Consider the following 23,068-nt stretch of genomic DNA (forward strand, 5'->3'; position numbering starts at 1 on the left):
TTACACCAGAACTATGGCGATCTTATGTTTTTATATGCTAAACATTTAGCTAATTGAGCAACAGTTTTTATTTTTATAAATTTCAGGCACAAAAAAACTGCAACAAGTGCAGTTTCTTTCTAATTTTACATCGTTAAGATGATCAAGTTGGTGCGCTCAGAGAGATTCGAACTCCCGACCCCTTAGTTCGTAGCCAAGTGCTCTATCCAGCTGAGCTATGAGCGCGACGTCTTGATGTGACGCATTATACGTGATAAATCAAAGATGTTAAGCCTTATTTCTAAAATAAGTTTTCAAGTGTTTAGTAATTATTCGATATGCGCTTTTATGCACAATCTTTCATCTATTTTACAATTTTAAGCAATTCACATATTTATTTTATAAGTTAAAAAATAAAAATTCCGAGCTAATAAACCTAATCTTCAAAATTTACAGACACAAAAAAACCGCAACATGTGCGGTTCTTTATTTTAAACACTTGCAATAATGTTTAAGTTGGTGCGCTCAGAGAGATTCGAACTCCCGACCCCTTAGTTCGTAGCCAAGTGCTCTATCCAGCTGAGCTATGAGCGCGTACCTGAGTGTCTTTCGACTTCGTTCACGATTAACTTGATTGGTGCGCTCAGAGAGATTCGAACTCCCGACCCCTTAGTTCGTAGCCAAGTGCTCTATCCAGCTGAGCTATGAGCGCATTTCAAGTTATTCGTTGGCGGTGAGAGAGGGATTCGAACCCTCGATACAGTTACCCGTATGCATCCTTAGCAGGGATGTGGTTTCAGCCACTCACCCATCTCACCGTAACGAGGCGCCATAATACAAAGATAATGAAATTACTGCAAGCCTAGTCTTTATATATTTTTCATATTTTCGATCAATTAAATACTTTTTAAACAATTTAATGTTTATTTTCTAAATTTTGGTTGTTTTTTGATATTTTAAAATCTGTTTACACAAATTATTTTATAAAATCCGACTGAATGCACAATATTGTCATCAATTGCGTGCAGTATTTCCTTGCATGACTTATGCTAAACCTATTCTTCTAACTTGAAGTCATAGATATTATGAAAAATTGGGTCGATCCTGAAGCGAAAGCAGAAGCTGAACGTTACGAAAATCCCATTCCAAGCCGTACTCTCATTACTGAGACTATTGAAAAACAAGCTACGCCTTTATCTCATGCAGATTTAGTCGAGCATTTTAAAATTGTAGATCAAAAAAGTATTGATGCTTTAAGCCATCGTTTAATTGCAATGGTGCGTGACGGTCAACTCATGAAAGATGGGTTTAAGTTCCAAATTGCAGAAGAACAACCTGTTCACGAAGCAACTGTCTATATCAATTCAAAAGGTATGGGTAACGCAAATATTTCAGGTCATGATGATTTATTGCTTCCTGAGCGTGAACTTCGCCTTGTGTTTAATGGCGATCGCGTTAAAGTGCGCCAAACATCTGTAGATCGTAAAGGTAAAGCTTGGGGCTTTATTACAGAAGTTGTGCAACATCGTGTGAAACAAATTATTGGTAAATTGGCTGTGCATGAAGGCGAATATTTCATTCAACCTTCAAATCCAAATGCACATCAACCTATTACTTTAGAAAAAGAACTGATTGAACATGCAAAAGTGAATGTTGGTGATTCTTTACGTGTAGAGCTAGACAGCTATCCAACACGTGAAGAATTTGCAACAGGTCATATTGTTCAATCTATGGCAGATAAAGCAGATACGGAAATTATTATTCCGCAAACTATTTTAGAATTTGGTTTGCCGTATGAATTCCCTGCTGAAGTGATTGAGGATGCTGAAAACTTCAAAGAACCAACTGCACAAGACCGAAAAGATCGTATCGATTTACGTGATTTACCATTAGTCACTATTGATGGTGAAGATGCTCGCGACTTCGATGATGCTGTATATGCAGAAAAACGTCCAGGTGGCGGTTATCGTGTTGTTGTTGCTATTGCCGATGTGAGCCATTACGTGCGCACAGGCAAGCCACTAGACGATGAAGCACAAGAACGTGGTACTTCTGTGTATTTCCCTCATTTCGTTCTACCAATGCTTCCTGAAGCACTTTCAAATGGCTTATGTTCATTAAATCCAGATGTTGACCGCCTATGCATGGTGTGTGATTTAAAATTATCACGTGCAGGTCGAGTAACTGGTTATGAATTCTATCCATCTGTTATGCATTCAAAAGCACGTTTAACCTATGACAAAGTTGCCCAATATTTTGATGGCGACAGCAGTGCAATTACAGAAGATCGTGATGTTCGCAAATCGTTAAATACATTGTTCCAGTTATATCAAGTTCTAAAAGGCTTACGTGCAGAACGTCATGCTATGGAATTTGAAACTATTGAAACGTATATGACCTTTGATGAGTTAGGCGGCATTAATCAAATCTTGCCACGTAGCCGTAACGATGCACATAAACTAATTGAAGAGTGCATGTTGCTTGCCAACGTAGCAGCAGCAGAATATGCATTAAAAAATGAAATTCCAATGCTCTATCGTATTCATGAGCCACCAGAATTTTCACGCATTCAAAAAGTTCGCGACTTTGTAAAATTATTAGGTTTGCAATTCCCAGAACAACCTACACAAGCAGACTATCAAGCTGTTATTGAAGCAACCAAAGACCGTATTGATGCACCAAGCATTCATGCCGTACTTTTACGCTCAATGATGCAAGCTTACTATGGTCCAAATAACGCAGGTCACTTCGGTTTAGCATACGATGCATATACGCATTTCACATCGCCAATTCGTCGCTATCCTGACTTGTTACTTCATAGAGCAATCAAAGCGCACTTAAAACAAAAGCCATCTCCACTTTCAGGTGGTGCTTTAGAAGAAGCAGGAACACATTTTTCTGCAACCGAACGTCGTGCAGATGAAGCATCTCGCTCTGTAACCACATGGTTGAAATGCCACTACATGCATCAGCACTTAGGTGAAGAATTTGTAGGTGTTATTTCTGCCGTTGCAGAGTTTGGTCTATTTGTAACATTAAAAGACCTTTATGTTGATGGCATGATTCACGTAAGCCAATTGGGCGATGACTTCTTTATCTTCGATCAAGCAAGTCAAAGTTTGGTGGGTCAAGGTCGTGGGCAAACGTTTAGCTTAGGCGATGAAGTTAAAATTAAAGTTGCAGCAGTAAACTTGGAAGATCGTAAGATTGACTTTGAATTGCTTCAACAATTAACGCATGCAGGTCGAACTATTCGTAGCCGTGCACCAAGAGTTGCAGCAAAAGCCCCTCCTCACACTAAAGAAGAAGTTTTTGGTGAACGTCCAAAAACTGTGTCTAGCGAAGATGGTGAAAAACCGCTTCGTAAGAAAAAAGCTAAAGGTCAGCCAAGCTCTTATACAAAGCCAACGAAAAAATCGGCTGAAAAAATAGAGAAAGCGAAGGCGAAGAAAAAAGCCAAAGCAAAAAAGAAAAAATCTAATGCGAAAGCAAAAATAGATTAATTCTTAAAACTAAAAAAGAGCGCTTCGGCGCTCTTTTTTATCTATAAAAAGTAAATCTAAATGATTAATTCAAGTAAAGCGTATAAATCTTCTTGATTTATCTTCCTACCGCCCTTACATCTACTATTAACTTAGAAAATTTATGGCGCATTGCGATGACTTTAGAAAAGGCAACTTTGCCAGTACCACAGTTCGATCAAATTACACTTGAATCATTAAAACAAAATATTGAACACGCCATTCAACAAGGACAAAGCTTCTTAAAAGCTCTTACAGAAGTTCCTGCATCTACAAATGAACAACTTGCAACACTCGATCAAGTTGATGCGCTTGAAAATAATATGAGTGAAGCTTGGGGTGTTTTATCGCACCTTAATGCAGTTATGAACAACACAGAAACACGTGAAGTTTATCAAGCATTACTTCCTTCTTTAAGTGAATATTACACAGAGCTTGGTCAGCACACTGCGCTTTATCAAACTTATCAAAATGTGCATGATTCTGCGAATTTTGAGACACTTTCTGAAGCACAACAAAGTGCTATTAAACTTGCCTTACGTGACTTCAAACTTTCAGGTGTTGCGTTAGAGGGCGAAGCAAAAAAACGTTATGCAGAAATTTCTGCACGTTTATCTCAACTATCATCTGACTTTTCAAACCATGTGTTAGATGCAACACAAGCTTACTTCAAAGCACTTTCTGAAGATCAACTTAAAGGCTTGCCGCAAAGCAGTGTTGAACTATTAAAACAATATGGTCAACAACGTGAGTTAGAACAAGCTGTCGCAACTTTAGATATTCCATCTTATCTTGCGATTATGACGTATGCCGAAAACCGCGAATTACGTGAAGAGCTTTATAAAGCCTATACAACACGTGCATCAGAAATGAGTGATCATCCTGAATTTGACAATACAGCGGTGATGGAAGAAATTCTAAGTTTACGTCAAGAAATGGCGCAACTTCTTGGTTTCCAAAACTATGCAGAACTTTCTCTTGCAAGCAAAATGGCACCAGATGTTGAAACTGTAGATAAATTCCTTATCGATTTAGCAGAACATGCACGCGCACCTGCGGAAAAAGAAATTGCTGAATTAAAAGCTATTGCATCTGAAGATGGTATTTCAAATTTAGAACCTTGGGATACCACTTACTACTCAGAAAAACTCAAAGTTCAACAATTTAATCTTTCACAAGAAGCATTAAAACCCTACTTCCCTGCACCTAAAATTTTGCAAGGCTTATTCAGCATTGTGAATCGTCTTTATGGCATCAATATTGTGGAACGCCAAGCACCTGTTTGGCATGAAGATGCACGCTATTTTGAACTGGAAGATCAAGGTAAAGTTGTTGGTGGCTTCTACTTCGATCTTTATGCACGTAGCGGAAAACGTGGCGGTGCATGGATGAGTGGCTTCCGTTCTCGCATGCAAACAAGCAACGGTTTACAAAACCCAATTTGCTACATGGTGTGTAACTTCACTCCACCTGTGGGCGACCAACCTGCGCTATTAACCCATGATGAAGTGATTACCCTATTCCATGAATTTGGACATGGCTTACATCACATGTTAACTGAAGTAGACAATATTTCTGTTGCAGGTACACATGGCGTAGCGTGGGATGCTGTGGAGCTTCCAAGCCAATTTATGGAGTTTTGGGCTTGGGATCATGAAAGTTTAGATTTGCTCAGCGAACATATCGAAACCAAAGAAACTTTATCTAAAGAACTTTTAAAAGCGCTCTTAAATGCACGTTTCTTCCAATCTGGTATGCAAACCTTACGTCAAATTGAATTCGCCTTATTTGACTTAAATATTCATAAAGCCAATCCTGCTTTAAATGCGGCAAACATCCAAGCAACTATGGATGATATTCGCTATAAATATTCAGTTGCGCCTACAGCATCTTATAATCGCTTCCAACATGGTTTTAGTCATATTTTTGCAGGTGGTTATGCTGCGGGTTATTACTCTTATAAATGGGCAGAGGTTTTAGCTAGTGATGCCTTTGATCGTTTCGAGCAAGATGGCATTTTCAACACAGAAACAGGAAAACAGTTTAGAAAGTTTATTCTAGCAGTTGGCGGAAAAGACCAAGCACTTGATGCATTTATCAATTTCCGAAAACGTGAGCCGAAAATTGATGCATTATTACGTCATCAAGGTTGGACGAATGCCTAGTAAAATCTTAAACTACCTGTCTTAGTTTAAATTTAGGTAAGTATGATGACTCTTAAGCGTCGTTTCATCGCTGGTGCAAAATGCCCAAAATGTCAGGCCTTAGACCGTGTTGTCATGCTTACTTCTGGTGATAATGAGTGGATTGAATGTATTGATTGTGGCTATAGCGAAAACCGCCCGACTCATATTGATGAGCCTGAGGTTCCAGCTATTCCCGATGATATTGGGGTAATACAATTCAAACCACGTCAAAAATAATGACAGGATTGACCACATGGCAATAGAAGAAACAAAGAATTCAAAAAAAATATTGGGAATTATTGGTTTTTTACTTCTCATTATTGCGGGTATTTTTGCTTATTTAAATTTTTCATCTAAGCAAGATGAAAACCCAAGTGATAACACATCACCTGCTTCTGAAGCTATTGCACTCAATAAGACGAATGAAATACCTGCAAGTGAAATTATTACTCTTGAGGAAAGTAGTTCAGTTTTAGTTTCTGAAGATATTCTTAAAGAAGCTGTTCCTGAAAATGCATCTTTAGCAAAAGAAGAAGTTGCTAAATTAGATGATATTCAAAGCCAGCTAAAAGAACAGGAAGATCTTTTGAAAGCACAACATTCAGATGCTGACCAACTTATTCAGCTAAAAGAAGAACAAATCAAATTACTTGAAGCACAACTTACTGAATCGAAATAAATTATCATTTATAGATAATTCGGCTAGAATAATTAAAACCCATTCTAGCCTTTTTTATGACCAATGTTTCTTCAAAGCAGAATCTTCCAATCGCGATTCTTTGCTTAACCTGTTCAGCACTTCTCTTTTCACTCATGGGTGTTTGTATTCGTTATGCGTCTTATACAGTAGATAACGCAACAGTTGTATTCTTTAGAAATATTGTTGGCCTATGTATTTTCATACCCTTCATCATAAAATATGGTTCTGCATTTTTTAAAACTGAAAAACTTTGGATGCATACTTGGCGCTCAATCATTGGGCTTATAGCAATGTATGGTTTCTTTTATGCAATTGCTCATTTAAAGCTTTCAAATGCAATGGTGTTTTCTTATTCATCTCCAATTTTTATTCCATTAATAGCATGGCTTTTTTTGAAAGAGAAAATTACCAAAACAATGCTTTTAGCTGCGGTTATTGGATTGTTTGGCGTACTTTTTGTTGCAAAACCAGATGCAGGCTTATTTAATTTACTCTCTATCATCGGACTAGTTTCAAGCTTTCTAGCCGCAATGGCATTTGTAACTGTACGAGCATTAACTGCAACAGAACCACCTGAACGTATTGTTTTCTATTTTTGCTTTTTCGGCACAATAATCTCATCAATTCCTATGTTTTTTGTCTGGCGCCCATACACCCATACAGAACTCGGCTATTTAATTTGTGCAGGAATTCTTGCAAATATCAGTCAAATTTTTATGTCAAATGCATATAAACTTGCACCAGCAGGTCAAATTGGGCCAGTAAATTACATTGCTATTATTTTTGCTGGAATTTGGGGATATTTTTTCTGGCACGAACTACCAGATATCTATAGCATCATTGGCTTTGTATTTATTTTATCTGCCATTTTATTATGTAGTCCATTATTACAAAGCAAACTAAAAAGTAACTAAAATCAAAAGAATACTTTTATAAAATTTAAATAAAAAAAAGTAGCACTGCGACGGTTCTGCACATGCTACTTATAAACTGATAACCTAAATAGGCTGTCTTGTTTGAAAATAATAAAAAATATCTTTAGAGGTAAAGTCTCTCTTACAACAATGTATATTGAAATGAAATAATATTGTATAAAAATTGTCTAACAATGCTTAGTTTTTCATATTTATTAGATGATTTTTATTTTAATACTGACAATACTTTTAAGTTTTTCCACTGTGTACGATTTAACTGATCAAACCAAATAACAATTGGTTTCTGCTCAGATTGCTTGAATTGAACGACTACATATAACTGATGATTTAAAATATTTTTAATACCAATTCTATATATTTCTTTATTATTTTTAAATTTAAGACTCCAAACATCATCATCTAAATAAGCTAAATACTCAGTTTTTTCTTTTTTATTAAAGAGTAAAAATGAAAGGAGTAAAAGAATGATAGAAAAGATTAGAAATAGAATATTTAATGATTGATATAGAATGAAAATAATTAAGAGAATAATCACCAATTGAAACACAACCGAAATTCGACTGTGTTTCAAATGAAATTCCCTATGCGCCATGCACATAAAATTTCAATTTCTTAATAAAATCTTTAAGTTCTGGACGTGGTGGCTCAGAAACCTCCATGAACCAGTCTAAAAGATCAGGATCTTCTTGAGCAACCAACTCATTAAACATCTCTTTTTCTTCAGCATCTGCTTTCAAATAGTAGTTTTTAACGTACGGATCAAAATACACATCAATTTCTTTTAAGCCACGACGTGCACGGTAAATAACCTTACGTTCTTCTAAACTAATTTCTTCAGTCATCGTTTTATCCAAAAATTAAACGTATTTCAATAAACTCTAGTGTAACCTAGCTCTTAAAAAGTTTCGATGTATTTATATGCAAAGCCATGATACGAATTAAATTTAAGTTGATTAATACAGGAGCCAATAAATACAAATTTATTTTATTTAAGGAATTATCTAGCAACTTAAGAAAAATTTATTTACTACCCAATAACACTTAATCAATTATTATTTATATAACTTAAAAATATTTATTCACGACAGATATTTTACTTATTTTAAAAATAAAAAAAGCCGGTTAAAAACCGGCTTTTTCTAAGAACAACTGAAGCTATTCTTACGAAATTATTTAACTTCGCGATCTACAAGCTCAACATAAGCCATTGGCGCAGCATCACCTGCACGGAAGCCTGCTTTAAGCACACGTAGATAACCGCCGTTACGTTCTTTGTAACGAGGGCCAAGAACGGTAAATAATTTACCAACAGTTGCTGCTGAACGAGTACGAGCAAACGCCAAACGACGGTTTGCTACTGTATCGACTTTAGCTAAAGTGATTAAAGGCTCAGCAACACGACGTAATTCTTTAGCTTTAGGAACAGTAGTTTTAATTAACTCATGTTCGAACAAAGAATTAGCCATGTTTTGGAACATCGCTTTACGATGACTGCTTGTACGGCCTAATTTCACACCACTATTACGATGACGCATGGTGATAGTCCTACTTAATTAACGGCTACGATAGGCAAAGCGATCGTCCATACGGAGACTAGCCGGTGGCCAGTTCTCTAAACGCATGCCGAGTTGCAAGCCTTTTGAAGCCAGAACATCTTTAATCTCAGTCAACGATTTTTTACCTAAGTTAGGAGTTTTTAACAACTCAACTTCAGTACGTTGAACAAGATCACCGATGTAGTAAATATTTTCTGCTTTCAAACAGTTAGCAGAACGAACAGTAAGCTCTAGATCATCTACTGGACGAAGCAAGATTGGGTCAACTTCTTCACGAGGCTCTTGAGCAACTGGTGCTTGATCTTTTTGAAGATCAACAAAAATTGCAATTTGTTGTTGCAAAATTGTTGCCGCTTTGCGGATAGCTTCTTCAGGATCTACAGTACCATTTGTTTCAAGATCAATGATCAGCTTATCAAGGTCAGTACGTTGTTCTACACGCGCATTTTCTACGATGTAAGACACACGTTTGATTGGGCTATAAGAAGCATCTAATTGTAAGCGACCTACAGGGCGAGTTTCGCCTTCAGGGAAGCGTGAATCAGAAGTTTCATAACCACGACCTTGAGAAACTTTCAAGCGCATTTTTAAAGAGCCAGAAGCACTAAGAGTACCGATCAAGTGTTCAGGGTTAACCACTTCAACATTATGAGGTAAACGAAGGTCAGCGGCTGTTACGTCGCCAGGACCTTGTTTCTCTAATGTCAAATAAGCTTCATTTTGATCGAACAGCTTAATAGACAATCCTTTTAGGTTCAGCAAGAGCTCGACGATGTCCTGCTGCAAGCCTTCCAAGGTACTGTACTCGTGCTCAACACCCTCAATTTCAACTTCAACCACAGCAGCGCCAGGTAAAGAAGAAAGAAGGATGCGACGTAAAGCATTACCCAGAGTATGACCAAAGCCACGCTCTAATGGTTCTAGAATAACTTTTGCCGAGGTCCCGCTAACCGCTTCGACCTTGATCGCTTGCGGAGTTAGAAACTCATTTGCAGTACGCGTCATATTGCTTCCTCAAGGATTATTTAGAATACAATTCTACAATCAAGCTTTCGTTGATTTCAGCAGGTAAATCAGAACGATCTGGTGCAGCTTTAAACGTACCTTCCAACTTAGAATGGTCAATTTCCATCCAAGAAGGAATACCACGTTGAGCAGCCAACTCAATTGCGTTTTTAATACGTAATTGTTGTTTAGCACCTTCGTGAACTGCAATCACATCGCCCGCTTTAACTTGGATAGACGCGATGTTAACACGACGACCATTTAAAGTGATTGAGCGGTGAGATACTAGCTGACGAGCTTCTGCACGTGTAGAACCAAAACCCATGCGATAAACAACGTTATCTAGGCGGCTTTCAAGCAATTTCAACAAGTTTTCACCAGTTGCGCCTTTAACACGAGCAGCTTCTTTATAGTAATTACTAAATTGACGCTCTAAAACACCGTACATACGACGTACTTTTTGTTTTTCACGTAATTGTAGTGAGTACTCAGATTGTTTGCTACCACGAGCCCCGCCATGTTGGCCAGGAGCTTTAGCATGTTTTTTTGTCTTAACATCAAACGGTTTAACGCCTGATTTAAGTTGCAGGTCTGTCCCTTCGCGGCGAGAGAGTTTGCATTTTGGACCAATATAACGAGCCATGAATGTTTCTCCTTACACGCGACGTTTTTTAGGTGGACGGCAACCGTTGTGCGGGATTGGCGTCACATCGGTAATGCTGTTAATTTTATAACCCACTGCACCTAAAGCACGAACCGCAGACTCACGACCAGGACCAGGACCTTTTACAAGGACGTCCAGGTTTTTCAAACCGTAATCTAAAGCAGCTTTACCAGCAACTTCAGCAGCTACCTGAGCAGCAAACGGAGTTGATTTACGTGATCCACGGAAGCCTTGTCCACCAGAGGTAGCCCAAGCCAGTGCATTACCTTGACGATCGGTAATAGTCACAATGGTGTTATTAAAAGAAGCGTGAATGTGTGCAACACCTTCAGAGACGGTACGAGTGACCTTCTTGCGTGTGCGAGTATCTTTAGCCATCTTTTAGCTTCCAGAAATCTTATTTCTTAATAGGTTTGCGCGGACCTTTACGGGTACGAGCGTTAGTTTTTGTGCGTTGTCCGCGGACAGGCAAGCTGCGACGATGACGAAGACCGCGGTAGCAGCCTAAATCCATTAAACGTTTAATGTTCATGGAAATTTCGCGACGTAAATCACCTTCGGTAGGAACCTTAGCAACTTCTGCACGAATCGCATCAAGCTGAGCGTCATCTAATTCACGAATCTTAGTAGTAGTTGCAATACCAACAGCAGCCAAAATAGACTTAGCAGTATGACGACCGATACCAAAGATATACGTTAGAGAGATAACAGCATGCTTGTTATCCGGAATGTTTACACCGGCAATACGAGCCATTCAATTTTCTCCAAAAAGGCAATTGGATAATCAACCGCCCCACAAAAATCTTGAGGGGCGGATAATAACCTAATTAGCCTACTGAAATCAACAGGTCTTGATTAAATTAACCTTGACGCTGCTTATGACGAGGTTCAGCGCTACAAATTACGCGAATAACCCCATTACGACGGATAACTTTACAGCTACCACAAATTTTCTTAACAGAAGCTTGTACTTTCATGATGAAACCTCTAAGTGCGCTTATCCCTTAGGATGAGCAGTCGTTTTTCTCATTAATGTTTGATTATCGTATTGGTGCGATGTGAGATGTGCTTGAAGCTGAGCCATAAAGTCCATCACAACAACCACAACAATTAGCAAAGATGTCCCACCCAAGCTGAATGGTATACCAAAAGAGCTTTGTAGAATCATCGGCATTAAGCAGATCACTGTTATGTAAATCGCGCCAATAAAAGTCAAACGATTGAGAATATGATCTAAGTAACGAGCAGTTTGCTCACCTGGGCGTATACCAGGCACATAAGCTCCGCTGCGTTTCAAGTTTTCTGAAACTTCTTTAGGGCTAAATACTAGCGCAGTATAGAAATAACAGAAAAAGATAATTAACGCACCAAAGAGCACCAAATACAACGGCTGACCAGGTGACAGAACTAATGCTAAATCTTGTAGGCTACGTTGAATAAATCCAGCATTTTCATCAGAGCTTCCTACCCATTGCCCTAAGCTCGCAGGGAACAAAAGCAATGAACTTGCAAAAATAGCAGGAATCACACCAGCCATATTAATTTTCAATGGCAAATGCGTCTGTTGTGCAGTAAATACACGACGACCTTGTTGTTTTTGAGCATAGTTTACAGGAATACGACGTTGCGCCTTCTCAATAAACACAATTGCCGCTAAAACCCCCAAAGATAATAAACCAAATATTGCTAAGCCTATTAAGCTTGATTGACCATTATCCACCGAAGTAAGTGATTGCAAAACTAAGTTTGGCAATCCAGCAACAATACCAGCGAAGATGATCATGGAAATACCATTACCCACCCCACGCTCAGTAATTTGCTCACCCAACCACATTAAGAACATTGTACCAGCAACCAAAGAAGTCACTGCTGGAATGTAGAATGCCATGCCGTTTGTCAAAGTAATACCCTGACTAATTAAGCCTGCACACATACCAATTGCTTGCACTAATGCAAGAAACAATGTGCCTTGTCTCGTATATTGATTTATTTTACGCTTACCTTGCTCGCCTTCTTTTTTCAAAGCTTCGAGCGAAGGAACAACCGTAGACATTAACTGCACAATAATAGATGCAGAAATATACGGCATAATGCCTAAAGCAAGAATAGACATTCTCTCTAATGCACCACCAGAGAACATGTTAAACAAACCAAGGATAGTACCTTGGTTTGCATTAAAAAGATTCTCTAGGGCAGCATTATTGATACCCGGTACTGGAATATGCGCTCCTAGTCGAAAAACCAACAAAGCACCAATGAGGAACATCATTCGGCGAATAATTTCACGGTATTTCACGTGAAATGGTTGACCTTTCATCATGTTTACATGACCTGAAGAACTAGGAGTCATAGACACTGGGGATTACTCCTCGACTTTGCCGCCAGCAGCTTCAAGAGCAGCTTTAGCGCCTTTAGTCAATGCAACACCTTTAACAGTGAAAGCACGAGTAATTTCACCAGAAAGTACGATACGAGCGCGAATCATGTCTTTACGAACAACATTCGCTGCTTTTAAAGTTTCAAGTGAAACGATATCACCTTCAACTTTAGAAAGCTCAGATAAACGTACTTCAGCAGTTTTCAAAGCGATTTGGCTAGTGAAACCGAATTTAGGTAAACGACGATATAACGCAGTTTGACCACCTTCGAATCCAGCACGTACACCACCACCAGAGCGTGAAGTTTGACCTTTCACACCACGGCCACCGGTTTTACCAACGCCAGAACCGATACCACGACCTTTACGTAAATTGTCGCGTTTTGCACCTTCTGCAGGTGCAAGTTCATTTAAACGCAGAGTCATGGCTTACTCCTCTACACTAACCATATAGTAGACTTGGTTGATCATACCGCGGTTAGAAGGCGTATCTAGCACTTCTACAGTATGACCAATACGACGCAGACCTAAACCTTGTAAGCTAAGCTTGTGATTTTTCAAGCGATGAGCTGAAGATTTAGTCTGGGTAACTTTAATCGTTTTCATGATTGATTACCCTTGAATTTGTGCTACTGTCAAACCACGTTTCGCAGCGACTTTCTCAGGAGAAGTCATATCACGCAAACCATTAAAAGTTGCGTTTACTACGTTAGCAGCATTGGTAGAGCCATAACATTTAGTTAATACGTTACGTACGCCAACAGCTTCTAAAACTGCACGCATAGCGCCACCAGCAATTACACCAGTACCTTCAGAAGCAGGTTGCATGTAAACGCGGCTTGCACCGTGACGAGCATTGATAGGATGCTGAACAGTACCATCAACTAGATCAACTGTAATCATGTTGCGACGAGCAGCTTCAAGCGCTTTAGAAATAGCAGCTGGAACTTCACGTGCTTTACCACGACCGAAACCTACGCGACCATTACCATCACCCACAACAGTTAACGCTGTGAAAGAGAAGATACGACCACCCTTAACAACTTTGGCTACACGATCAACGGCAACCAGCTTTTCAACAAGACCTTCGTTTTGTTCAACTTTAGCCATGATTAGAACTCCAAACCGTTTTCACGAGCAGCATCAGCCAAGGCTTTGATACGACCATGATATTTAAAACCAGAACGGTCAAATGCAACTTTAGTTACACCAGCAGCTTTCGCACGCTCTGCAATTAAAGCACCAACTTGTTGGGCTGCATTTACGTTACCAGTTGTACCAGCACGTAGAGTAGCATCTAAAGTAGAAGCTTGAGCTAATACTTTGCCACCATCTGCTGAGATAACTTGAGCATAGATGTGACGCGGAGTGCGGTTTACACACAAACGAGTCGCACCCAATGCACGAATGTGCAAGCGTGTGCTTTTCGCACGACGCAAACGGGATTGTTTCTTTTCGTTCATAAGAACCTCGCGCCTTATTTCTTCTTAGCTTCTTTACGAAGTACAACTTCGTCAGAATAACGAACACCTTTACCTTTATAAGGCTCAGGAGGACGGTAACCACGAATTTCCGCAGCTACTTGGCCTAAAGCTGCTTTATCAGCAGATTTAAGAATAATTTCAGTAGCAGTTGGAGTTTCTGCAGTTACACCTTCAGGAAGGTTGTAATCTACCGGGTGAGAGAAACCAAGGCTAAGGTTAATAACATTACCTTTAACCGCAGCTTTATAACCAACACCGATAAGTTGTAACTTTCGTTCGAAACCTTCGCTAACACCTTTAACAAGGTTGTTAAGAACAGCGCGAGCAGTACCAGCTTGCATCCAAGAATCTTTAGATTCTTTAACTGGAGCAACAACTAATGTACCGTCTTCCTGTTTAAGCTCGACCAGCGCATGCAGGTTGAAAGACAATGTACCTTTAGTGCCTTTCACTTCGACCTGCCGGCCGTTCTGAGTAACTGTTACACCGTTAGGTACAGTTACTGGGGCTTTAGCCACACGAGACATGAGGAATCACCTATTAAGAAACAAAAGCAATAACTTCACCACCGATGCCCGCAGCACGTGCAGCGCGATCAGTCATGATGCCTTTGCTTGTAGAAACAATTGCAATACCTAAACCTTGCTTAACGCTAGGAAGTGCATCTTTACCGCGATATTGGCGAAGACCTGGACGGCTTACGCGCTTAACAGTATCGATAACTGGTTTGCCTTCGAAATATTTTAAAGTCAAAGTAAGCGTTGCTTTACCTTCAGCATCAGCAACAGCTACTTCAGCAATATAACCTTCTTGTTGAAGAACGTTAGCGATTGCAACTTTTAACTTTGAGTTTGGCATAGAAACAGTTTGTTTCTTAGCCATTTGTGCGTTACGAACACGTGTTAACATGTCGGCAACGGTATCTTGCATACTCATTTATAGTGCTCCTTACCAGCTTGCCTTAACAACGCCCGGTACATCACCTTGCATTACTGTATCGCGTAATTTGTTACGGCTTAGACCGAACTTACGGAAGTAACCATGAGGACGACCAGTTAAACCACAACGGTTACGCAGACGTACTGGAGACGCATTACGTGGTAATGCTTGAAATTTCATCATCGCTTCGAAACGTTCTTCATCTGATGCATTTACGTTTGCGATAATTGCTTTAAGTTCAGCACGTTTCGCAGCGTATTTAGCTACAGTAGCTTCGCGTTTCAATTCGCGATTAATCATACCTTTCTTAGCCATATCGACCTCTTATTTGAACGGGAAGCCGAATGCACGCATAAGCGCACGGCCTTCGTCATCAGTACGAGCAGTCGTAGTGATGGTAATGTCCATACCACGAATACGGTCAATCTTATCAAAATCGATTTCAGGGAACATGATTTGTTCCTTAAGACCCATTGAGTAGTTACCACGACCATCGAATGATTTCGCAGAGAAACCACGGAAGTCACGGATACGAGGGATCGCGATAGAGATCAAACGGTCTAAGAATTCGTACATACGTTCGCCGCGTAAAGTAACTTTACAACCAATCGGCCAACCATCACGGATTTTGAAACCAGCGATTGATTTGCGAGCTAATGTAAGAACTGGTTTTTGACCAGCAATAGCTTGCATGTCAGCTAGAGCGCCATCTAACAATTTCTTGTCAGCTGAAGCTGCACCAACACCCATGTTAATGGTAATTTTAGTAATGCGTGGAATATCCATCACATTCTTAAGAGCTAAAGTTTCTTGTAACTGAGCCTTAAGTTCGTCGTTATAACGTGTTTTAAGTCTGGCCATAGCCTAAATCAACCTATTACTTCGCTACCGCCACTGATTCACCATTTGATTTGTAAACGCGAGTTTTCGCGCCATCAATCACTTGGTAACCAACACGGTCAGCCTTTTGGGTTGTAGCATTAAAAATTGCCACGTTTGAGATATGAAGCGAAGCTTCTTGTGTAACTACAGCGCCTTCAGCACCTGTTGCACGGTTCGGCTTTTGATGCTTCTTAACCAAGTTCAAGCCTTCAACTAGAACACGGTCGTTTGAAACAGACAGAACAGAACCCTGTTTGCCTTTTTCTTTACCTGCGATCACAATTACTTGATCGCCTTTTTTAATCTTAGCCATGATCGCCTCTTATAGTACTTCAGGAGCCAATGAAATAATTTTCATGAACTGTTCAGTACGAAGTTCACGAGTCACTGGTCCGAAAATACGAGTTGCAATCGGCGCTTTGTTCGTATTTAAGATAACAGCAGCATTATCATCAAAACGGATCACAGAACCGTCTGGACGACGGATGCCGAACTTAGTACGAACAACTACAGCATTCATCACGTCGCCTTTTTTAACACGGCCACGAGGAATAGCTTCTTTTACAGTAACTTTAATAATGTCGCCAACAGAAGCATAACGACGATGTGAACCACCTAGTACTTTAATACATTGTACGCGGCGAGCACCACTGTTGTCTGCTACGTCTAGCATACTTTCGGTTTGAATCATTGCCCTACTCCAAAACCGAGCATCACCGGTCACATTTCGAAAGGCTCAAAGAGTACTCGAAATTAACCGATGATGCAACAAGAACGTCTAATTACTCAGCAGCTGCTTCAATCACTTCAACTAAAGTCCAAGACTTAGTTTTAGAAACTGGGCGGCTTTCTTTAATGGTTACAACATCGCCAACTTTAGCAGTGTTGTTCTCATCATGAGCGTGTAATTTTGTTGAACGGCGGATTGATTTGCCATACAACGGGTGTTGAACGCGGCGTTCAATAAGAACAACAATAGATTTCTCCATTTTGTCGCTTACTACTTTACCTGTTAACGTGCGAACTGTTTGCTCACTCATTGTGCGTTCCCCTGTTTTTCGGTAAGGAGGGTCTTGATGCGAGCAATAGTCTTACGAGTAAGCGCAACTTCGTGCGATTTACCCAATTGACCAGTTGCTTTAGCCATACGAAGACGGAATTGGTTCAACTGTTGCTCATCAAGCAAAGCTGTCAATTCTTCTACCGACTTTTCACGTAGATCTTTAGTTTTCATTACATTACCGTCCGAGTCACGATAGTGGTTTTAAACGGAAGCTTAGCAGCAGCAAGAACAAATGCCTCACGTGCCAATTCTTCGTTAACACCATCAATTTCGTACAAGACTTTACCTGGTTTGATTTGGCAAACCCAGTATTCCACAGAACCTTTACCTTTACCCATACGAACTTCTAATGGCTTACTAGTAATTGGTTTGTCTGGGAAAACACGGATAAAGATCTTACCACCACGTTTAATACGACGGCTGATTGTACGACGCGCTGCTTCAATTTGACGTGCAGTCATTTGACCACGTTCAACTGATTTAAGTGCAATTGTACCGAAAGATACAGTGCTACCGCGATGTGCTAAACCAGTGTTACGGCCTTTTTGCACTTTGCGGAATTTAGTACGTTTAGGTTGCAACATGGATTATTCTCCTTTTTCAGCAGAACGATCATTGCGACGACCACGACGCTCTTGACCTTCACCACGACCGCGACCGCGTTTAGCTGGACGTTCTTCAGCAGGAGCAGGGTTCATGACTTGTTTCATGCCACCTAAAATCTCACCACGGAATACCCAAACTTTAACACCGATCGTACCGTAAGTAGTCTCAGCACGAACTGATGAGTAATCAATGTCAGCACGTAAAGTATGCAAAGGTACACGACCTTCACGATACCATTCTGTACGAGCAATCTCAGCACCGCCTAAACGACCTGAAACTTCAACTTTGATACCTTTAGCACCAGCACGCATAGAGTTTTGAACCGCACGCTTCATAGCACGACGGAACATAACACGCTTTTCTAATTGTGAAGCAATACCTTCAGCAACTAAACGAGCATCTAAATCTGGACGGTCGATTTCGTTGATGCTTACTTGCGCAGGAACACCCATAATAGATGTTAATTCGCGTTGTAATTTCTCAATGTCTTCGCCTTTTTTACCGATAACGATACCAGGACGTGCAGTGCTAATAGTAATTTTAGCAGCGCCCGTAGGACGTTCGATAAGAATATTGCTGATCATTGCATTCTTAAGTTTTTTGTTCAAAAACTCACGAACTTGCAAATCTTTAAGCAAGTATTCAGCGTATTGTTTCGGACTCGCATACCAATTAGCGTTATGACGTTTCACAACACCTAGGCGGATACCGATTGGATGAACCTTCTGACCCATATCAAACCCCTACCTTAACGGTAATGTGACAAGTACGCTTAGTAATACGATCTGCACGGCCTTTAGCACGTGGCAAAATACGTTTAAGGCTAGTGCCTTCATCAACGTAAATCGTAGAAACTTTAAGGTCGTCTACATCTAAACTGTTATTGTGTTCAGCATTCGCAATTGCAGATTCCAATGCTTTTTTAACTAAAACTGCAGCTTTTTTGTTGCTGAAGTTTAAGATATTAAGCGCGTGAGCAATAGATTTGCCACGGATTAAATCTGCAACCAAACGTGCTTTTTGTGCCGAGATAGCGGCACCGCGTAATTTAGCAGTAACTTCCATCATAGCACCTTAACGTTTAGACTTCTTGTCAACACCGTGACCACGATAGGTACGAGTTGGCGCGAATTCACCGAGTTTATGACCAACCATATGTTCAGATACGATCACTGGAACATGGTTACGACCATTATGGACAGAAATTGTTAAACCAACAAAATCCGGGAGGATCATCGAACGACGCGACCAAGTTTTGATCGGCTTACGGTTATTAGCCGCGATAGCCGCTTCAACCTTAGCGAACAAGTGCGCATCGACGAATGGGCCTTTTTTCAGAGAACGAGGCATTGTCAGATTCCTTTACTTGTTACTTAACGCGACGGTCGCGAATGATCATCTTAGTCGTACGCTTATTGGTACGTGTTTTGTACCCTTTAGCTTTTTGACCCCATGGGCTTACAGGTTGAATACCTTTGTTACGCCCTTCACCACCACCATGTGGATGGTCAACTGGGTTCATCGCCATACCACGAACGGTAGGACGAACACCACGCCAGCGTGATGCACCAGCTTTACCTAGTGAACGTAAGTTGCTTTCTTGGTTAGAAACTTCACCAAGAACCGCACGACATTCAACGTGTACTTTACGCATTTCGCCTGAACGTAGACGAATAATTGCGTAAGAACCGTCACGACCCAACAACTGAGCAGATGTACCAGCAGAACGTACTAATTGTGCGCCCTTACCGATTTTAAGCTCGATGTTGTGAAGAGTAGAACCGATTGGCATGTTGCGAAGTGGTAAGCAGTTACCTGGACGAATTGGAGCATCGTTACCAGATTGTACTTGATCACCAGCGCGAAGGCCTTTAGGTGCAATAATATAACGACGCTCACCGTCAGCATACAATACAAGTGCAATGTGTGCAGTACGGTTAGGATCGTATTCAATACGTTCAACTACAGCAGGAATGCCATCTTTGTTACGTTTAAAGTCAACAAGACGGTAGTGCTGTTTATGACCGCCACCAACGTGACGAGTCGTAATGTGACCGTTATTGTTACGACCACCAGTACGTTTTTTAGCTTCAACCAACGGAGAGTAAGGAGCACCTTTATGTAGATGGCTGTGAACAACCTTCTCTACAAAGCGGCGCCCTGGTGACGTTGGCTTACATTTTTGAATAGGCATAATTCTCGTCCTTATTCCGCTGCGCTTTCAGCGGTATCGCCCAAGTCAGCCATTTCAACATCTTGGCCAGCTTTCAGGGTGACGTATGCTTTTTTAACATCAGAACGACGTCCTAATGTTTTACCAAAGCGTTTAGTCTTACCTTTAGTGATAGTCGTGTTAACTTTAACAACTTCCACACCAAACAATTGCTCTACTGCTTTTTTGATTTCAAGTTTGTTAGCGCCTAAAGCAACTTTAAAAACTTGAACACCAGCAGTTTCACCTAAAACTTGTGCTTTTTCTGAAAATACAGGTCCTTGTAGGACTTGATATAAACGTTCGTTGTTCATCCTAGTTCTACCTCAATTTTCTTAGCAGCAGCAACAGACATAACAACTTTATCGAACGCAATCAAGCTAACAGGATCAATTGCAGTAGCATCAACCACATCTACATGTGGAATATTGCGAGCAGCAAGATACAAGTTTTCATCAACAGCATCAGTAACGATTAATGCACGAGTAGCATTCAAGTCGTTAAGTTTTGCAAGCAATTCTTTAGTTTTCGGAGCTGCAACAGCAAACTCTTCAACCAATACCAAGCGATCTTGACGAACAAGTTCAGCTAGGATGCATTGCATAGCACCGCGGTACATTTTACGGTTAACTTTTTGAGACCAATCTTGTGGACGAGCAGCAAAAGTTTTACCACCACCAACCCAGATTGGGCTACGGATAGAACCAGCACGCGCACGGCCAGTACCTTTTTGACGGAATGGCTTTTTACCACCGCCAGATACATCGCCACGTGATTTCTGAGCTTTCGAACCTTGACGACCACCAGCTAAGTAAGCTGTAACAACCTGGTGTACAAGTGCTTCGTTAAATTCACGACCGAAAGCAACTTCAGATAATTCAACAGCAGAGCCGGAAACAGTATTTAAATTCACGTTATTTCCCCTCAGGCCTTGATCGTAGGACGTACAGTTACGTCACCACCGGTAGCACCAGGAACCGCACCTTTAACAACAAGAACTGAACGTTCAACGTCGATAGCAACGATTTCAAGACCCTGTGTAGTTACGCGTTCAGCACCTAAATGGCCAGCCATTTTTTTGCCTTTAAATACGCGACCAGGTGTCTGGTTTTGACCAGTAGAACCTAAAACACGGTGAGATACAGAGTTACCATGAGTAGCATCTTGCGTACGGAAGTTCCAACGCTTAACACCACCTTGGAAACCCTTACCTTTAGATTGACCAGTTACGTCAACGATCTGACCAACTGTGAACAATTCAACTGTAAGCGTACCACCAACTTCACGACCTTCAAGATCAGCTTCTGTAGCACGGAATTCTTGAACTAGACGACCAGCAGCAACACCAGCTTTCGCAAAGTGACCTTTCTGAGCGTTAGTTACGCGAGATTCGCGACGTTCACCAGTAGTGATTTGAATCGCTTGATAACCATCAGTTTCAAGCGTTTTGATTTGTGTGATGCGGTTAGGATCAACCTCAATCACTGTTACAGGTACAGAAACACCAGCATCTGTAAAGATACGTGTCATACCGCACTTGCGACCGACTAAACCAATAGCCATGTGCATAAACCTCTAAAAAAGCGGCCTAATTAACTTATAGAACGTTAATTAACCCGAAAGCCTTAACCCAATGCGATCTGAACATCAACACCAGCTGCAAGATCTAACTTCATCAACGCATCTACAGTTTTGTCTGTAGGTTGAACGATGTCGATCAGACGCTTGTAAGTACGAATTTCGTACTGGTCACGCGCATCTTTGTTTACGTGTGGTGATGTTAAAACGTTAAAACGTTCAATGCGTGTAGGCATTGGAATTGGACCACAAACTTGTGCACCAGTACGTTTTGCTGTTTCTACGATTTCTTGAGCTGATTGATCAATTAAACGGTGATCAAAAGACTTAAGACGGATACGAATTCTCTGGTTAGACATACCAGTTAACTCCAAGCCAAAATATATAAAGAATCACCCTTGACGCATCTCCCCCCACAAATGTAAGGCAAGTGTCAAAGGCAGTGAAAATCACTAAGGTCATGATCGATGCCATGACTGTCACGATGTTAGCTAACTTATTTGTAGCTAACCCCTTTCAATAAAGGGTCGCTCATTATAACTATTGTTTATTGCATAAGCAAATCTATTTTACCTTTTATCTGCTTTATTCAAGCTTGCTGTCTGTTTATTTTGTAAACGTTTCTCTAATACGCTGATCTTCTTAATACATATTCTATTGCTTCTTTTAACAACTTATTCCCTTCTTGAAATTTTTCCTTTGGCGTTTTTCTCAAACTTAACTCTGTCTGAACATATTGTCCCGCAAACTTTGATAATTCATTTTCATCTTTTAAGAATAAAGACAAAGTTTCTGGTGTAATTTCTGGGTGAAATTGAAAACCAAGTACATTTTTTCCTATTTGGTACATCTGGTTTCGACATGCATCATTTTCTGCTAAATGTATTGCGCCCTTTGGAATTTCAAAAGTTTCACTATGCCACTGCATAACATTTACTGTCGGTGGTAATTCAAAACACCCAACGGGTACATTTTTAACTTTATTTACAACACTCCAACCAAGCTCTTGCTCTGAATTTCGACTAACCCCCGCACCTAAAGCATTCGCAATAAGTTGACCACCCAAACATAAGCCTAGAGCAGGTTTACCGAGTGAGAGATATCTTCTTAGCCATCTTTTTTCTACAGTTAGCCAAGGAAAATTAGCCTCATCATTTACGCTCATTGTCCCCCCCATAATAATCAATAGATCAACCTCCTCTACTGTAGGTAATGCCTCAATATCTAACGGACGATCCAAAGGTAAGGCAAAAAATTCTGTTGCTGTTATTTGTGCATTGAGCTGTTTTAAGTATTCATAACAACTTCCAAAACCTTCGCCAGCAATATGCTGAAAATAATGTACTTTTAAATGCGACTTCATGCGCTAAATCCTAATTGT

General features: G+C 40.4%; 35 protein-coding genes, 4 tRNA genes and 1 pseudogene. 5 read left to right on the forward strand and 35 right to left on the reverse strand.

The features are described 5' to 3' along the window. Positions 1–148 precede the first annotated feature (148 nt). The 4 genes from SKM54_RS01940 to SKM54_RS01955 all read right to left on the reverse strand — a co-directional run bounded on the left by SKM54_RS01940 (position 149) and on the right by SKM54_RS01955 (position 797). Positions 149–225: transfer RNA gene (locus SKM54_RS01940), tRNA-Arg, on the reverse strand. Positions 226–496: 271 nt separating this feature from the next. Further along, a tRNA-Arg gene (locus tag SKM54_RS01945) sits at positions 497–573 on the reverse strand. A 41-nt stretch (positions 574–614) separates the two neighbouring features. Next, positions 615–691: transfer RNA gene (locus tag SKM54_RS01950), tRNA-Arg, on the reverse strand. Between the two features lie 16 nt (positions 692–707). Further along, positions 708–797: transfer RNA gene (locus SKM54_RS01955), tRNA-Ser, on the reverse strand. A 264-nt stretch (positions 798–1,061) separates the two neighbouring features. Here SKM54_RS01955 and rnr point away from each other — a divergent pair. From rnr to SKM54_RS01980, 5 genes are all read left to right on the forward strand, one after another. Continuing rightward, on the forward strand, positions 1,062–3,482 hold the full coding sequence (rnr, locus tag SKM54_RS01960; protein WP_321094113.1) for a ribonuclease R: 2,421 nt from the start codon (positions 1,062–1,064) through the stop codon (positions 3,480–3,482). 155 nt (positions 3,483–3,637) lie between these two features. Beyond that, positions 3,638–5,665: a M3 family metallopeptidase gene (locus tag SKM54_RS01965; protein WP_321093756.1), complete on the forward strand. Its 2,028-nt coding sequence runs from the start codon at positions 3,638–3,640 to the stop codon at positions 5,663–5,665. A gap of 45 nt (positions 5,666–5,710) precedes the next feature. After that, a complete protein-coding gene (locus SKM54_RS01970) occupies positions 5,711–5,923 on the forward strand; it encodes a YheV family putative zinc ribbon protein (RefSeq protein ID WP_427986188.1) in 213 nt (70 codons plus the stop codon). A 16-nt stretch (positions 5,924–5,939) separates the two neighbouring features. Then, entirely contained in the window at positions 5,940–6,365 is a 426-nt protein-coding gene (locus SKM54_RS01975; protein WP_321091233.1) for a hypothetical protein, read from the forward strand. Positions 6,366–6,421: 56 nt separating this feature from the next. Beyond that, positions 6,422–7,300 (forward strand): DMT family transporter, encoded by an 879-nt coding sequence (locus SKM54_RS01980; RefSeq protein WP_321093758.1) that lies wholly within the window; start codon positions 6,422–6,424, stop codon positions 7,298–7,300. Positions 7,301–7,526: 226 nt separating this feature from the next. Here the strand turns inward: SKM54_RS01980 and SKM54_RS01985 are convergent, their stop codons facing one another. From SKM54_RS01985 to SKM54_RS02135, 31 genes and pseudogenes are all read right to left on the reverse strand, one after another. Further along, positions 7,527–7,892: a hypothetical protein gene (locus SKM54_RS01985; protein ID WP_321093761.1), complete on the reverse strand. Its 366-nt coding sequence runs from the start codon at positions 7,890–7,892 to the stop codon at positions 7,527–7,529. 10 nt (positions 7,893–7,902) lie between these two features. Beyond that, complete coding sequence (locus tag SKM54_RS01990; protein WP_321087623.1) at positions 7,903–8,163, reverse strand: FAD assembly factor SdhE; 261 nt, start codon at positions 8,161–8,163, stop codon at positions 7,903–7,905. Between the two features lie 327 nt (positions 8,164–8,490). Beyond that, complete coding sequence (rplQ, locus tag SKM54_RS01995; protein ID WP_034587447.1) at positions 8,491–8,856, reverse strand: 50S ribosomal protein L17; 366 nt, start codon at positions 8,854–8,856, stop codon at positions 8,491–8,493. A gap of 18 nt (positions 8,857–8,874) precedes the next feature. Beyond that, positions 8,875–9,882, reverse strand: coding sequence for a DNA-directed RNA polymerase subunit alpha (locus SKM54_RS02000; RefSeq protein WP_154771870.1), 1,008 nt, complete (start codon positions 9,880–9,882; stop codon positions 8,875–8,877). A gap of 16 nt (positions 9,883–9,898) precedes the next feature. Further along, positions 9,899–10,525: a 30S ribosomal protein S4 gene (gene rpsD, locus SKM54_RS02005; RefSeq protein WP_154771869.1), complete on the reverse strand. Its 627-nt coding sequence runs from the start codon at positions 10,523–10,525 to the stop codon at positions 9,899–9,901. A gap of 12 nt (positions 10,526–10,537) precedes the next feature. Continuing rightward, positions 10,538–10,924 carry a 30S ribosomal protein S11 gene (gene rpsK, locus SKM54_RS02010; RefSeq protein WP_001040166.1) on the reverse strand — a complete coding sequence of 129 codons (387 nt, stop codon included), beginning with the start codon at positions 10,922–10,924 and terminating at the stop codon, positions 10,538–10,540. Positions 10,925–10,943: 19 nt separating this feature from the next. Next, positions 10,944–11,300 (reverse strand): 30S ribosomal protein S13, encoded by a 357-nt coding sequence (gene rpsM, locus SKM54_RS02015; RefSeq protein WP_154771868.1) that lies wholly within the window; start codon positions 11,298–11,300, stop codon positions 10,944–10,946. Positions 11,301–11,406: 106 nt separating this feature from the next. Further along, positions 11,407–11,523 (reverse strand): 50S ribosomal protein L36, encoded by a 117-nt coding sequence (gene rpmJ / locus SKM54_RS02020; RefSeq protein ID WP_000867907.1) that lies wholly within the window; start codon positions 11,521–11,523, stop codon positions 11,407–11,409. 20 nt (positions 11,524–11,543) lie between these two features. Then, on the reverse strand, positions 11,544–12,863 hold the full coding sequence (gene secY / locus SKM54_RS02025) for a preprotein translocase subunit SecY (protein ID WP_171501184.1): 1,320 nt from the start codon (positions 12,861–12,863) through the stop codon (positions 11,544–11,546). Between the two features lie 45 nt (positions 12,864–12,908). Beyond that, positions 12,909–13,349, reverse strand: coding sequence for a 50S ribosomal protein L15 (gene rplO / locus SKM54_RS02030; RefSeq protein WP_154771867.1), 441 nt, complete (start codon positions 13,347–13,349; stop codon positions 12,909–12,911). A gap of 3 nt (positions 13,350–13,352) precedes the next feature. Then, positions 13,353–13,529: a 50S ribosomal protein L30 gene (rpmD, locus tag SKM54_RS02035; RefSeq protein WP_154771866.1), complete on the reverse strand. Its 177-nt coding sequence runs from the start codon at positions 13,527–13,529 to the stop codon at positions 13,353–13,355. Positions 13,530–13,535: 6 nt separating this feature from the next. Further along, the gene (rpsE, locus tag SKM54_RS02040; protein ID WP_154771865.1) at positions 13,536–14,033 is read right to left on the reverse strand and encodes a 30S ribosomal protein S5; all 498 of its coding nucleotides are present in this window, start codon (positions 14,031–14,033) and stop codon (positions 13,536–13,538) included. 2 nt (positions 14,034–14,035) lie between these two features. Beyond that, positions 14,036–14,386, reverse strand: coding sequence for a 50S ribosomal protein L18 (gene rplR, locus SKM54_RS02045; RefSeq protein WP_152874603.1), 351 nt, complete (start codon positions 14,384–14,386; stop codon positions 14,036–14,038). Between the two features lie 14 nt (positions 14,387–14,400). Then, on the reverse strand, positions 14,401–14,934 hold the full coding sequence (gene rplF, locus SKM54_RS02050) for a 50S ribosomal protein L6 (protein ID WP_248102004.1): 534 nt from the start codon (positions 14,932–14,934) through the stop codon (positions 14,401–14,403). Between the two features lie 13 nt (positions 14,935–14,947). Beyond that, positions 14,948–15,343, reverse strand: a complete 396-nt coding sequence (gene rpsH, locus SKM54_RS02055; protein ID WP_154771863.1) for a 30S ribosomal protein S8 — start codon at positions 15,341–15,343, stop codon at positions 14,948–14,950. 12 nt (positions 15,344–15,355) lie between these two features. After that, positions 15,356–15,661 (reverse strand): 30S ribosomal protein S14, encoded by a 306-nt coding sequence (rpsN, locus tag SKM54_RS02060; RefSeq protein WP_120373538.1) that lies wholly within the window; start codon positions 15,659–15,661, stop codon positions 15,356–15,358. A 9-nt stretch (positions 15,662–15,670) separates the two neighbouring features. Beyond that, complete coding sequence (gene rplE / locus SKM54_RS02065) at positions 15,671–16,207, reverse strand: 50S ribosomal protein L5 (RefSeq protein ID WP_154771862.1); 537 nt, start codon at positions 16,205–16,207, stop codon at positions 15,671–15,673. A 16-nt stretch (positions 16,208–16,223) separates the two neighbouring features. Then, positions 16,224–16,541 (reverse strand): 50S ribosomal protein L24, encoded by a 318-nt coding sequence (gene rplX, locus SKM54_RS02070; protein WP_154771861.1) that lies wholly within the window; start codon positions 16,539–16,541, stop codon positions 16,224–16,226. A 9-nt stretch (positions 16,542–16,550) separates the two neighbouring features. Further along, positions 16,551–16,919, reverse strand: a complete 369-nt coding sequence (gene rplN / locus SKM54_RS02075) for a 50S ribosomal protein L14 (RefSeq protein ID WP_067762909.1) — start codon at positions 16,917–16,919, stop codon at positions 16,551–16,553. Positions 16,920–17,010: 91 nt separating this feature from the next. Beyond that, positions 17,011–17,268 carry a 30S ribosomal protein S17 gene (gene rpsQ / locus SKM54_RS02080; protein WP_154771860.1) on the reverse strand — a complete coding sequence of 86 codons (258 nt, stop codon included), beginning with the start codon at positions 17,266–17,268 and terminating at the stop codon, positions 17,011–17,013. Continuing rightward, the gene (gene rpmC / locus SKM54_RS02085) at positions 17,265–17,462 is read right to left on the reverse strand and encodes a 50S ribosomal protein L29 (RefSeq protein WP_004825188.1); all 198 of its coding nucleotides are present in this window, start codon (positions 17,460–17,462) and stop codon (positions 17,265–17,267) included. Before rpmC ends, rpsQ begins: the two co-directional genes overlap by 4 nt. Beyond that, the gene (gene rplP / locus SKM54_RS02090; protein WP_154771859.1) at positions 17,462–17,875 is read right to left on the reverse strand and encodes a 50S ribosomal protein L16; all 414 of its coding nucleotides are present in this window, start codon (positions 17,873–17,875) and stop codon (positions 17,462–17,464) included. Before rplP ends, rpmC begins: the two co-directional genes overlap by 1 nt. Further along, positions 17,815–18,631: pseudogene (gene rpsC / locus SKM54_RS02095) on the reverse strand (30S ribosomal protein S3). Before rpsC ends, rplP begins: the two are co-directional and overlap by 61 nt. Position 18,632: 1 nt before the next feature. Further along, on the reverse strand, positions 18,633–18,962 hold the full coding sequence (gene rplV / locus SKM54_RS02100) for a 50S ribosomal protein L22 (protein WP_086189609.1): 330 nt from the start codon (positions 18,960–18,962) through the stop codon (positions 18,633–18,635). Between the two features lie 9 nt (positions 18,963–18,971). Further along, a complete protein-coding gene (gene rpsS / locus SKM54_RS02105) occupies positions 18,972–19,247 on the reverse strand; it encodes a 30S ribosomal protein S19 (protein ID WP_004281508.1) in 276 nt (91 codons plus the stop codon). A gap of 19 nt (positions 19,248–19,266) precedes the next feature. Beyond that, positions 19,267–20,091 carry a 50S ribosomal protein L2 gene (rplB, locus tag SKM54_RS02110; RefSeq protein ID WP_154771858.1) on the reverse strand — a complete coding sequence of 275 codons (825 nt, stop codon included), beginning with the start codon at positions 20,089–20,091 and terminating at the stop codon, positions 19,267–19,269. An 11-nt stretch (positions 20,092–20,102) separates the two neighbouring features. Then, positions 20,103–20,423, reverse strand: a complete 321-nt coding sequence (gene rplW, locus SKM54_RS02115; RefSeq protein ID WP_154771857.1) for a 50S ribosomal protein L23 — start codon at positions 20,421–20,423, stop codon at positions 20,103–20,105. Beyond that, positions 20,420–21,022 carry a 50S ribosomal protein L4 gene (gene rplD / locus SKM54_RS02120; protein WP_321087622.1) on the reverse strand — a complete coding sequence of 201 codons (603 nt, stop codon included), beginning with the start codon at positions 21,020–21,022 and terminating at the stop codon, positions 20,420–20,422. Before rplD ends, rplW begins: the two co-directional genes overlap by 4 nt. A gap of 11 nt (positions 21,023–21,033) precedes the next feature. Further along, entirely contained in the window at positions 21,034–21,672 is a 639-nt protein-coding gene (gene rplC, locus SKM54_RS02125; RefSeq protein ID WP_154771855.1) for a 50S ribosomal protein L3, read from the reverse strand. A gap of 62 nt (positions 21,673–21,734) precedes the next feature. After that, positions 21,735–22,046, reverse strand: a complete 312-nt coding sequence (rpsJ, locus tag SKM54_RS02130; RefSeq protein WP_000070912.1) for a 30S ribosomal protein S10 — start codon at positions 22,044–22,046, stop codon at positions 21,735–21,737. Positions 22,047–22,312: 266 nt separating this feature from the next. After that, on the reverse strand, positions 22,313–23,050 hold the full coding sequence (locus SKM54_RS02135; protein ID WP_321093764.1) for a type 1 glutamine amidotransferase: 738 nt from the start codon (positions 23,048–23,050) through the stop codon (positions 22,313–22,315). Positions 23,051–23,068 lie beyond the last annotated feature (18 nt).

The sequence above is a fragment of the Acinetobacter faecalis genome (genome assembly GCF_034187745.1).
Lineage (GTDB): Bacteria > Pseudomonadota > Gammaproteobacteria > Pseudomonadales > Moraxellaceae > Acinetobacter > Acinetobacter faecalis.

Excerpts from the sequence above, each read along its gene's own strand:
- rpsM (WP_154771868.1), bottom strand. The coding sequence starts at position 11,300 with ATGGCTCGTATTGCCGGTGTAAACATTCCGGATAACAAGCATGCTGTT.
- rplO (WP_154771867.1), bottom strand. The coding sequence starts at position 13,349 with ATGACTCTGCGTTTAAATGAACTTGCACCTGCAGAAGGTGCAAAACGC.
- rpmC (WP_004825188.1), bottom strand. The coding sequence starts at position 17,462 with ATGAAAACTAAAGATCTACGTGAAAAGTCGGTAGAAGAATTGACAGCT.
- secY (WP_171501184.1), bottom strand. The coding sequence starts at position 12,863 with ATGAAAGGTCAACCATTTCACGTGAAATACCGTGAAATTATTCGCCGA.
- rplW (WP_154771857.1), bottom strand. The coding sequence starts at position 20,423 with ATGAACAACGAACGTTTATATCAAGTCCTACAAGGACCTGTATTTTCA.
- rpmD (WP_154771866.1), bottom strand. The coding sequence starts at position 13,529 with ATGAAAACGATTAAAGTTACCCAGACTAAATCTTCAGCTCATCGCTTG.
- rplX (WP_154771861.1), bottom strand. The coding sequence starts at position 16,541 with ATGGCTAAGATTAAAAAAGGCGATCAAGTAATTGTGATCGCAGGTAAA.
- rpmJ (WP_000867907.1), bottom strand. The coding sequence starts at position 11,523 with ATGAAAGTACAAGCTTCTGTTAAGAAAATTTGTGGTAGCTGTAAAGTT.
- rplN (WP_067762909.1), bottom strand. The coding sequence starts at position 16,919 with ATGATTCAAACCGAAAGTATGCTAGACGTAGCAGACAACAGTGGTGCT.
- rplQ (WP_034587447.1), bottom strand. The coding sequence starts at position 8,856 with ATGCGTCATCGTAATAGTGGTGTGAAATTAGGCCGTACAAGCAGTCAT.
- rplB (WP_154771858.1), bottom strand. The coding sequence starts at position 20,091 with ATGCCTATTCAAAAATGTAAGCCAACGTCACCAGGGCGCCGCTTTGTA.
- SKM54_RS01965 (WP_321093756.1), top strand. The coding sequence starts at position 3,638 with ATGACTTTAGAAAAGGCAACTTTGCCAGTACCACAGTTCGATCAAATT.
- rpsH (WP_154771863.1), bottom strand. The coding sequence starts at position 15,343 with ATGAGTATGCAAGATACCGTTGCCGACATGTTAACACGTGTTCGTAAC.
- rplP (WP_154771859.1), bottom strand. The coding sequence starts at position 17,875 with ATGTTGCAACCTAAACGTACTAAATTCCGCAAAGTGCAAAAAGGCCGT.
- SKM54_RS02000 (WP_154771870.1), bottom strand. The coding sequence starts at position 9,882 with ATGACGCGTACTGCAAATGAGTTTCTAACTCCGCAAGCGATCAAGGTC.
- SKM54_RS01970 (WP_427986188.1), top strand. The coding sequence starts at position 5,711 with ATGACTCTTAAGCGTCGTTTCATCGCTGGTGCAAAATGCCCAAAATGT.
- rpsN (WP_120373538.1), bottom strand. The coding sequence starts at position 15,661 with ATGGCTAAGAAAGGTATGATTAATCGCGAATTGAAACGCGAAGCTACT.
- rplF (WP_248102004.1), bottom strand. The coding sequence starts at position 14,934 with ATGTCTCGTGTGGCTAAAGCCCCAGTAACTGTACCTAACGGTGTAACA.
- rplE (WP_154771862.1), bottom strand. The coding sequence starts at position 16,207 with ATGGCCAGACTTAAAACACGTTATAACGACGAACTTAAGGCTCAGTTA.
- rpsK (WP_001040166.1), bottom strand. The coding sequence starts at position 10,924 with ATGGCTAAAGATACTCGCACACGCAAGAAGGTCACTCGTACCGTCTCT.
- rpsD (WP_154771869.1), bottom strand. The coding sequence starts at position 10,525 with ATGGCTCGTTATATTGGTCCAAAATGCAAACTCTCTCGCCGCGAAGGG.
- SKM54_RS02135 (WP_321093764.1), bottom strand. The coding sequence starts at position 23,050 with ATGAAGTCGCATTTAAAAGTACATTATTTTCAGCATATTGCTGGCGAA.
- rplV (WP_086189609.1), bottom strand. The coding sequence starts at position 18,962 with ATGGAAGTTACTGCTAAATTACGCGGTGCCGCTATCTCGGCACAAAAA.
- rpsS (WP_004281508.1), bottom strand. The coding sequence starts at position 19,247 with ATGCCTCGTTCTCTGAAAAAAGGCCCATTCGTCGATGCGCACTTGTTC.
- rpsQ (WP_154771860.1), bottom strand. The coding sequence starts at position 17,268 with ATGAGTGAGCAAACAGTTCGCACGTTAACAGGTAAAGTAGTAAGCGAC.
- rplR (WP_152874603.1), bottom strand. The coding sequence starts at position 14,386 with ATGAACGAAAAGAAACAATCCCGTTTGCGTCGTGCGAAAAGCACACGC.
- SKM54_RS01980 (WP_321093758.1), top strand. The coding sequence starts at position 6,422 with ATGACCAATGTTTCTTCAAAGCAGAATCTTCCAATCGCGATTCTTTGC.
- rpsE (WP_154771865.1), bottom strand. The coding sequence starts at position 14,033 with ATGGCTAAAGTTGAACAAAACGAAGGTCTTGTTGAAAAGCTGGTTGCC.
- SKM54_RS01975 (WP_321091233.1), top strand. The coding sequence starts at position 5,940 with ATGGCAATAGAAGAAACAAAGAATTCAAAAAAAATATTGGGAATTATT.
- SKM54_RS01990 (WP_321087623.1), bottom strand. The coding sequence starts at position 8,163 with ATGACTGAAGAAATTAGTTTAGAAGAACGTAAGGTTATTTACCGTGCA.
- rplC (WP_154771855.1), bottom strand. The coding sequence starts at position 21,672 with ATGGCTATTGGTTTAGTCGGTCGCAAGTGCGGTATGACACGTATCTTT.
- rpsJ (WP_000070912.1), bottom strand. The coding sequence starts at position 22,046 with ATGTCTAACCAGAGAATTCGTATCCGTCTTAAGTCTTTTGATCACCGT.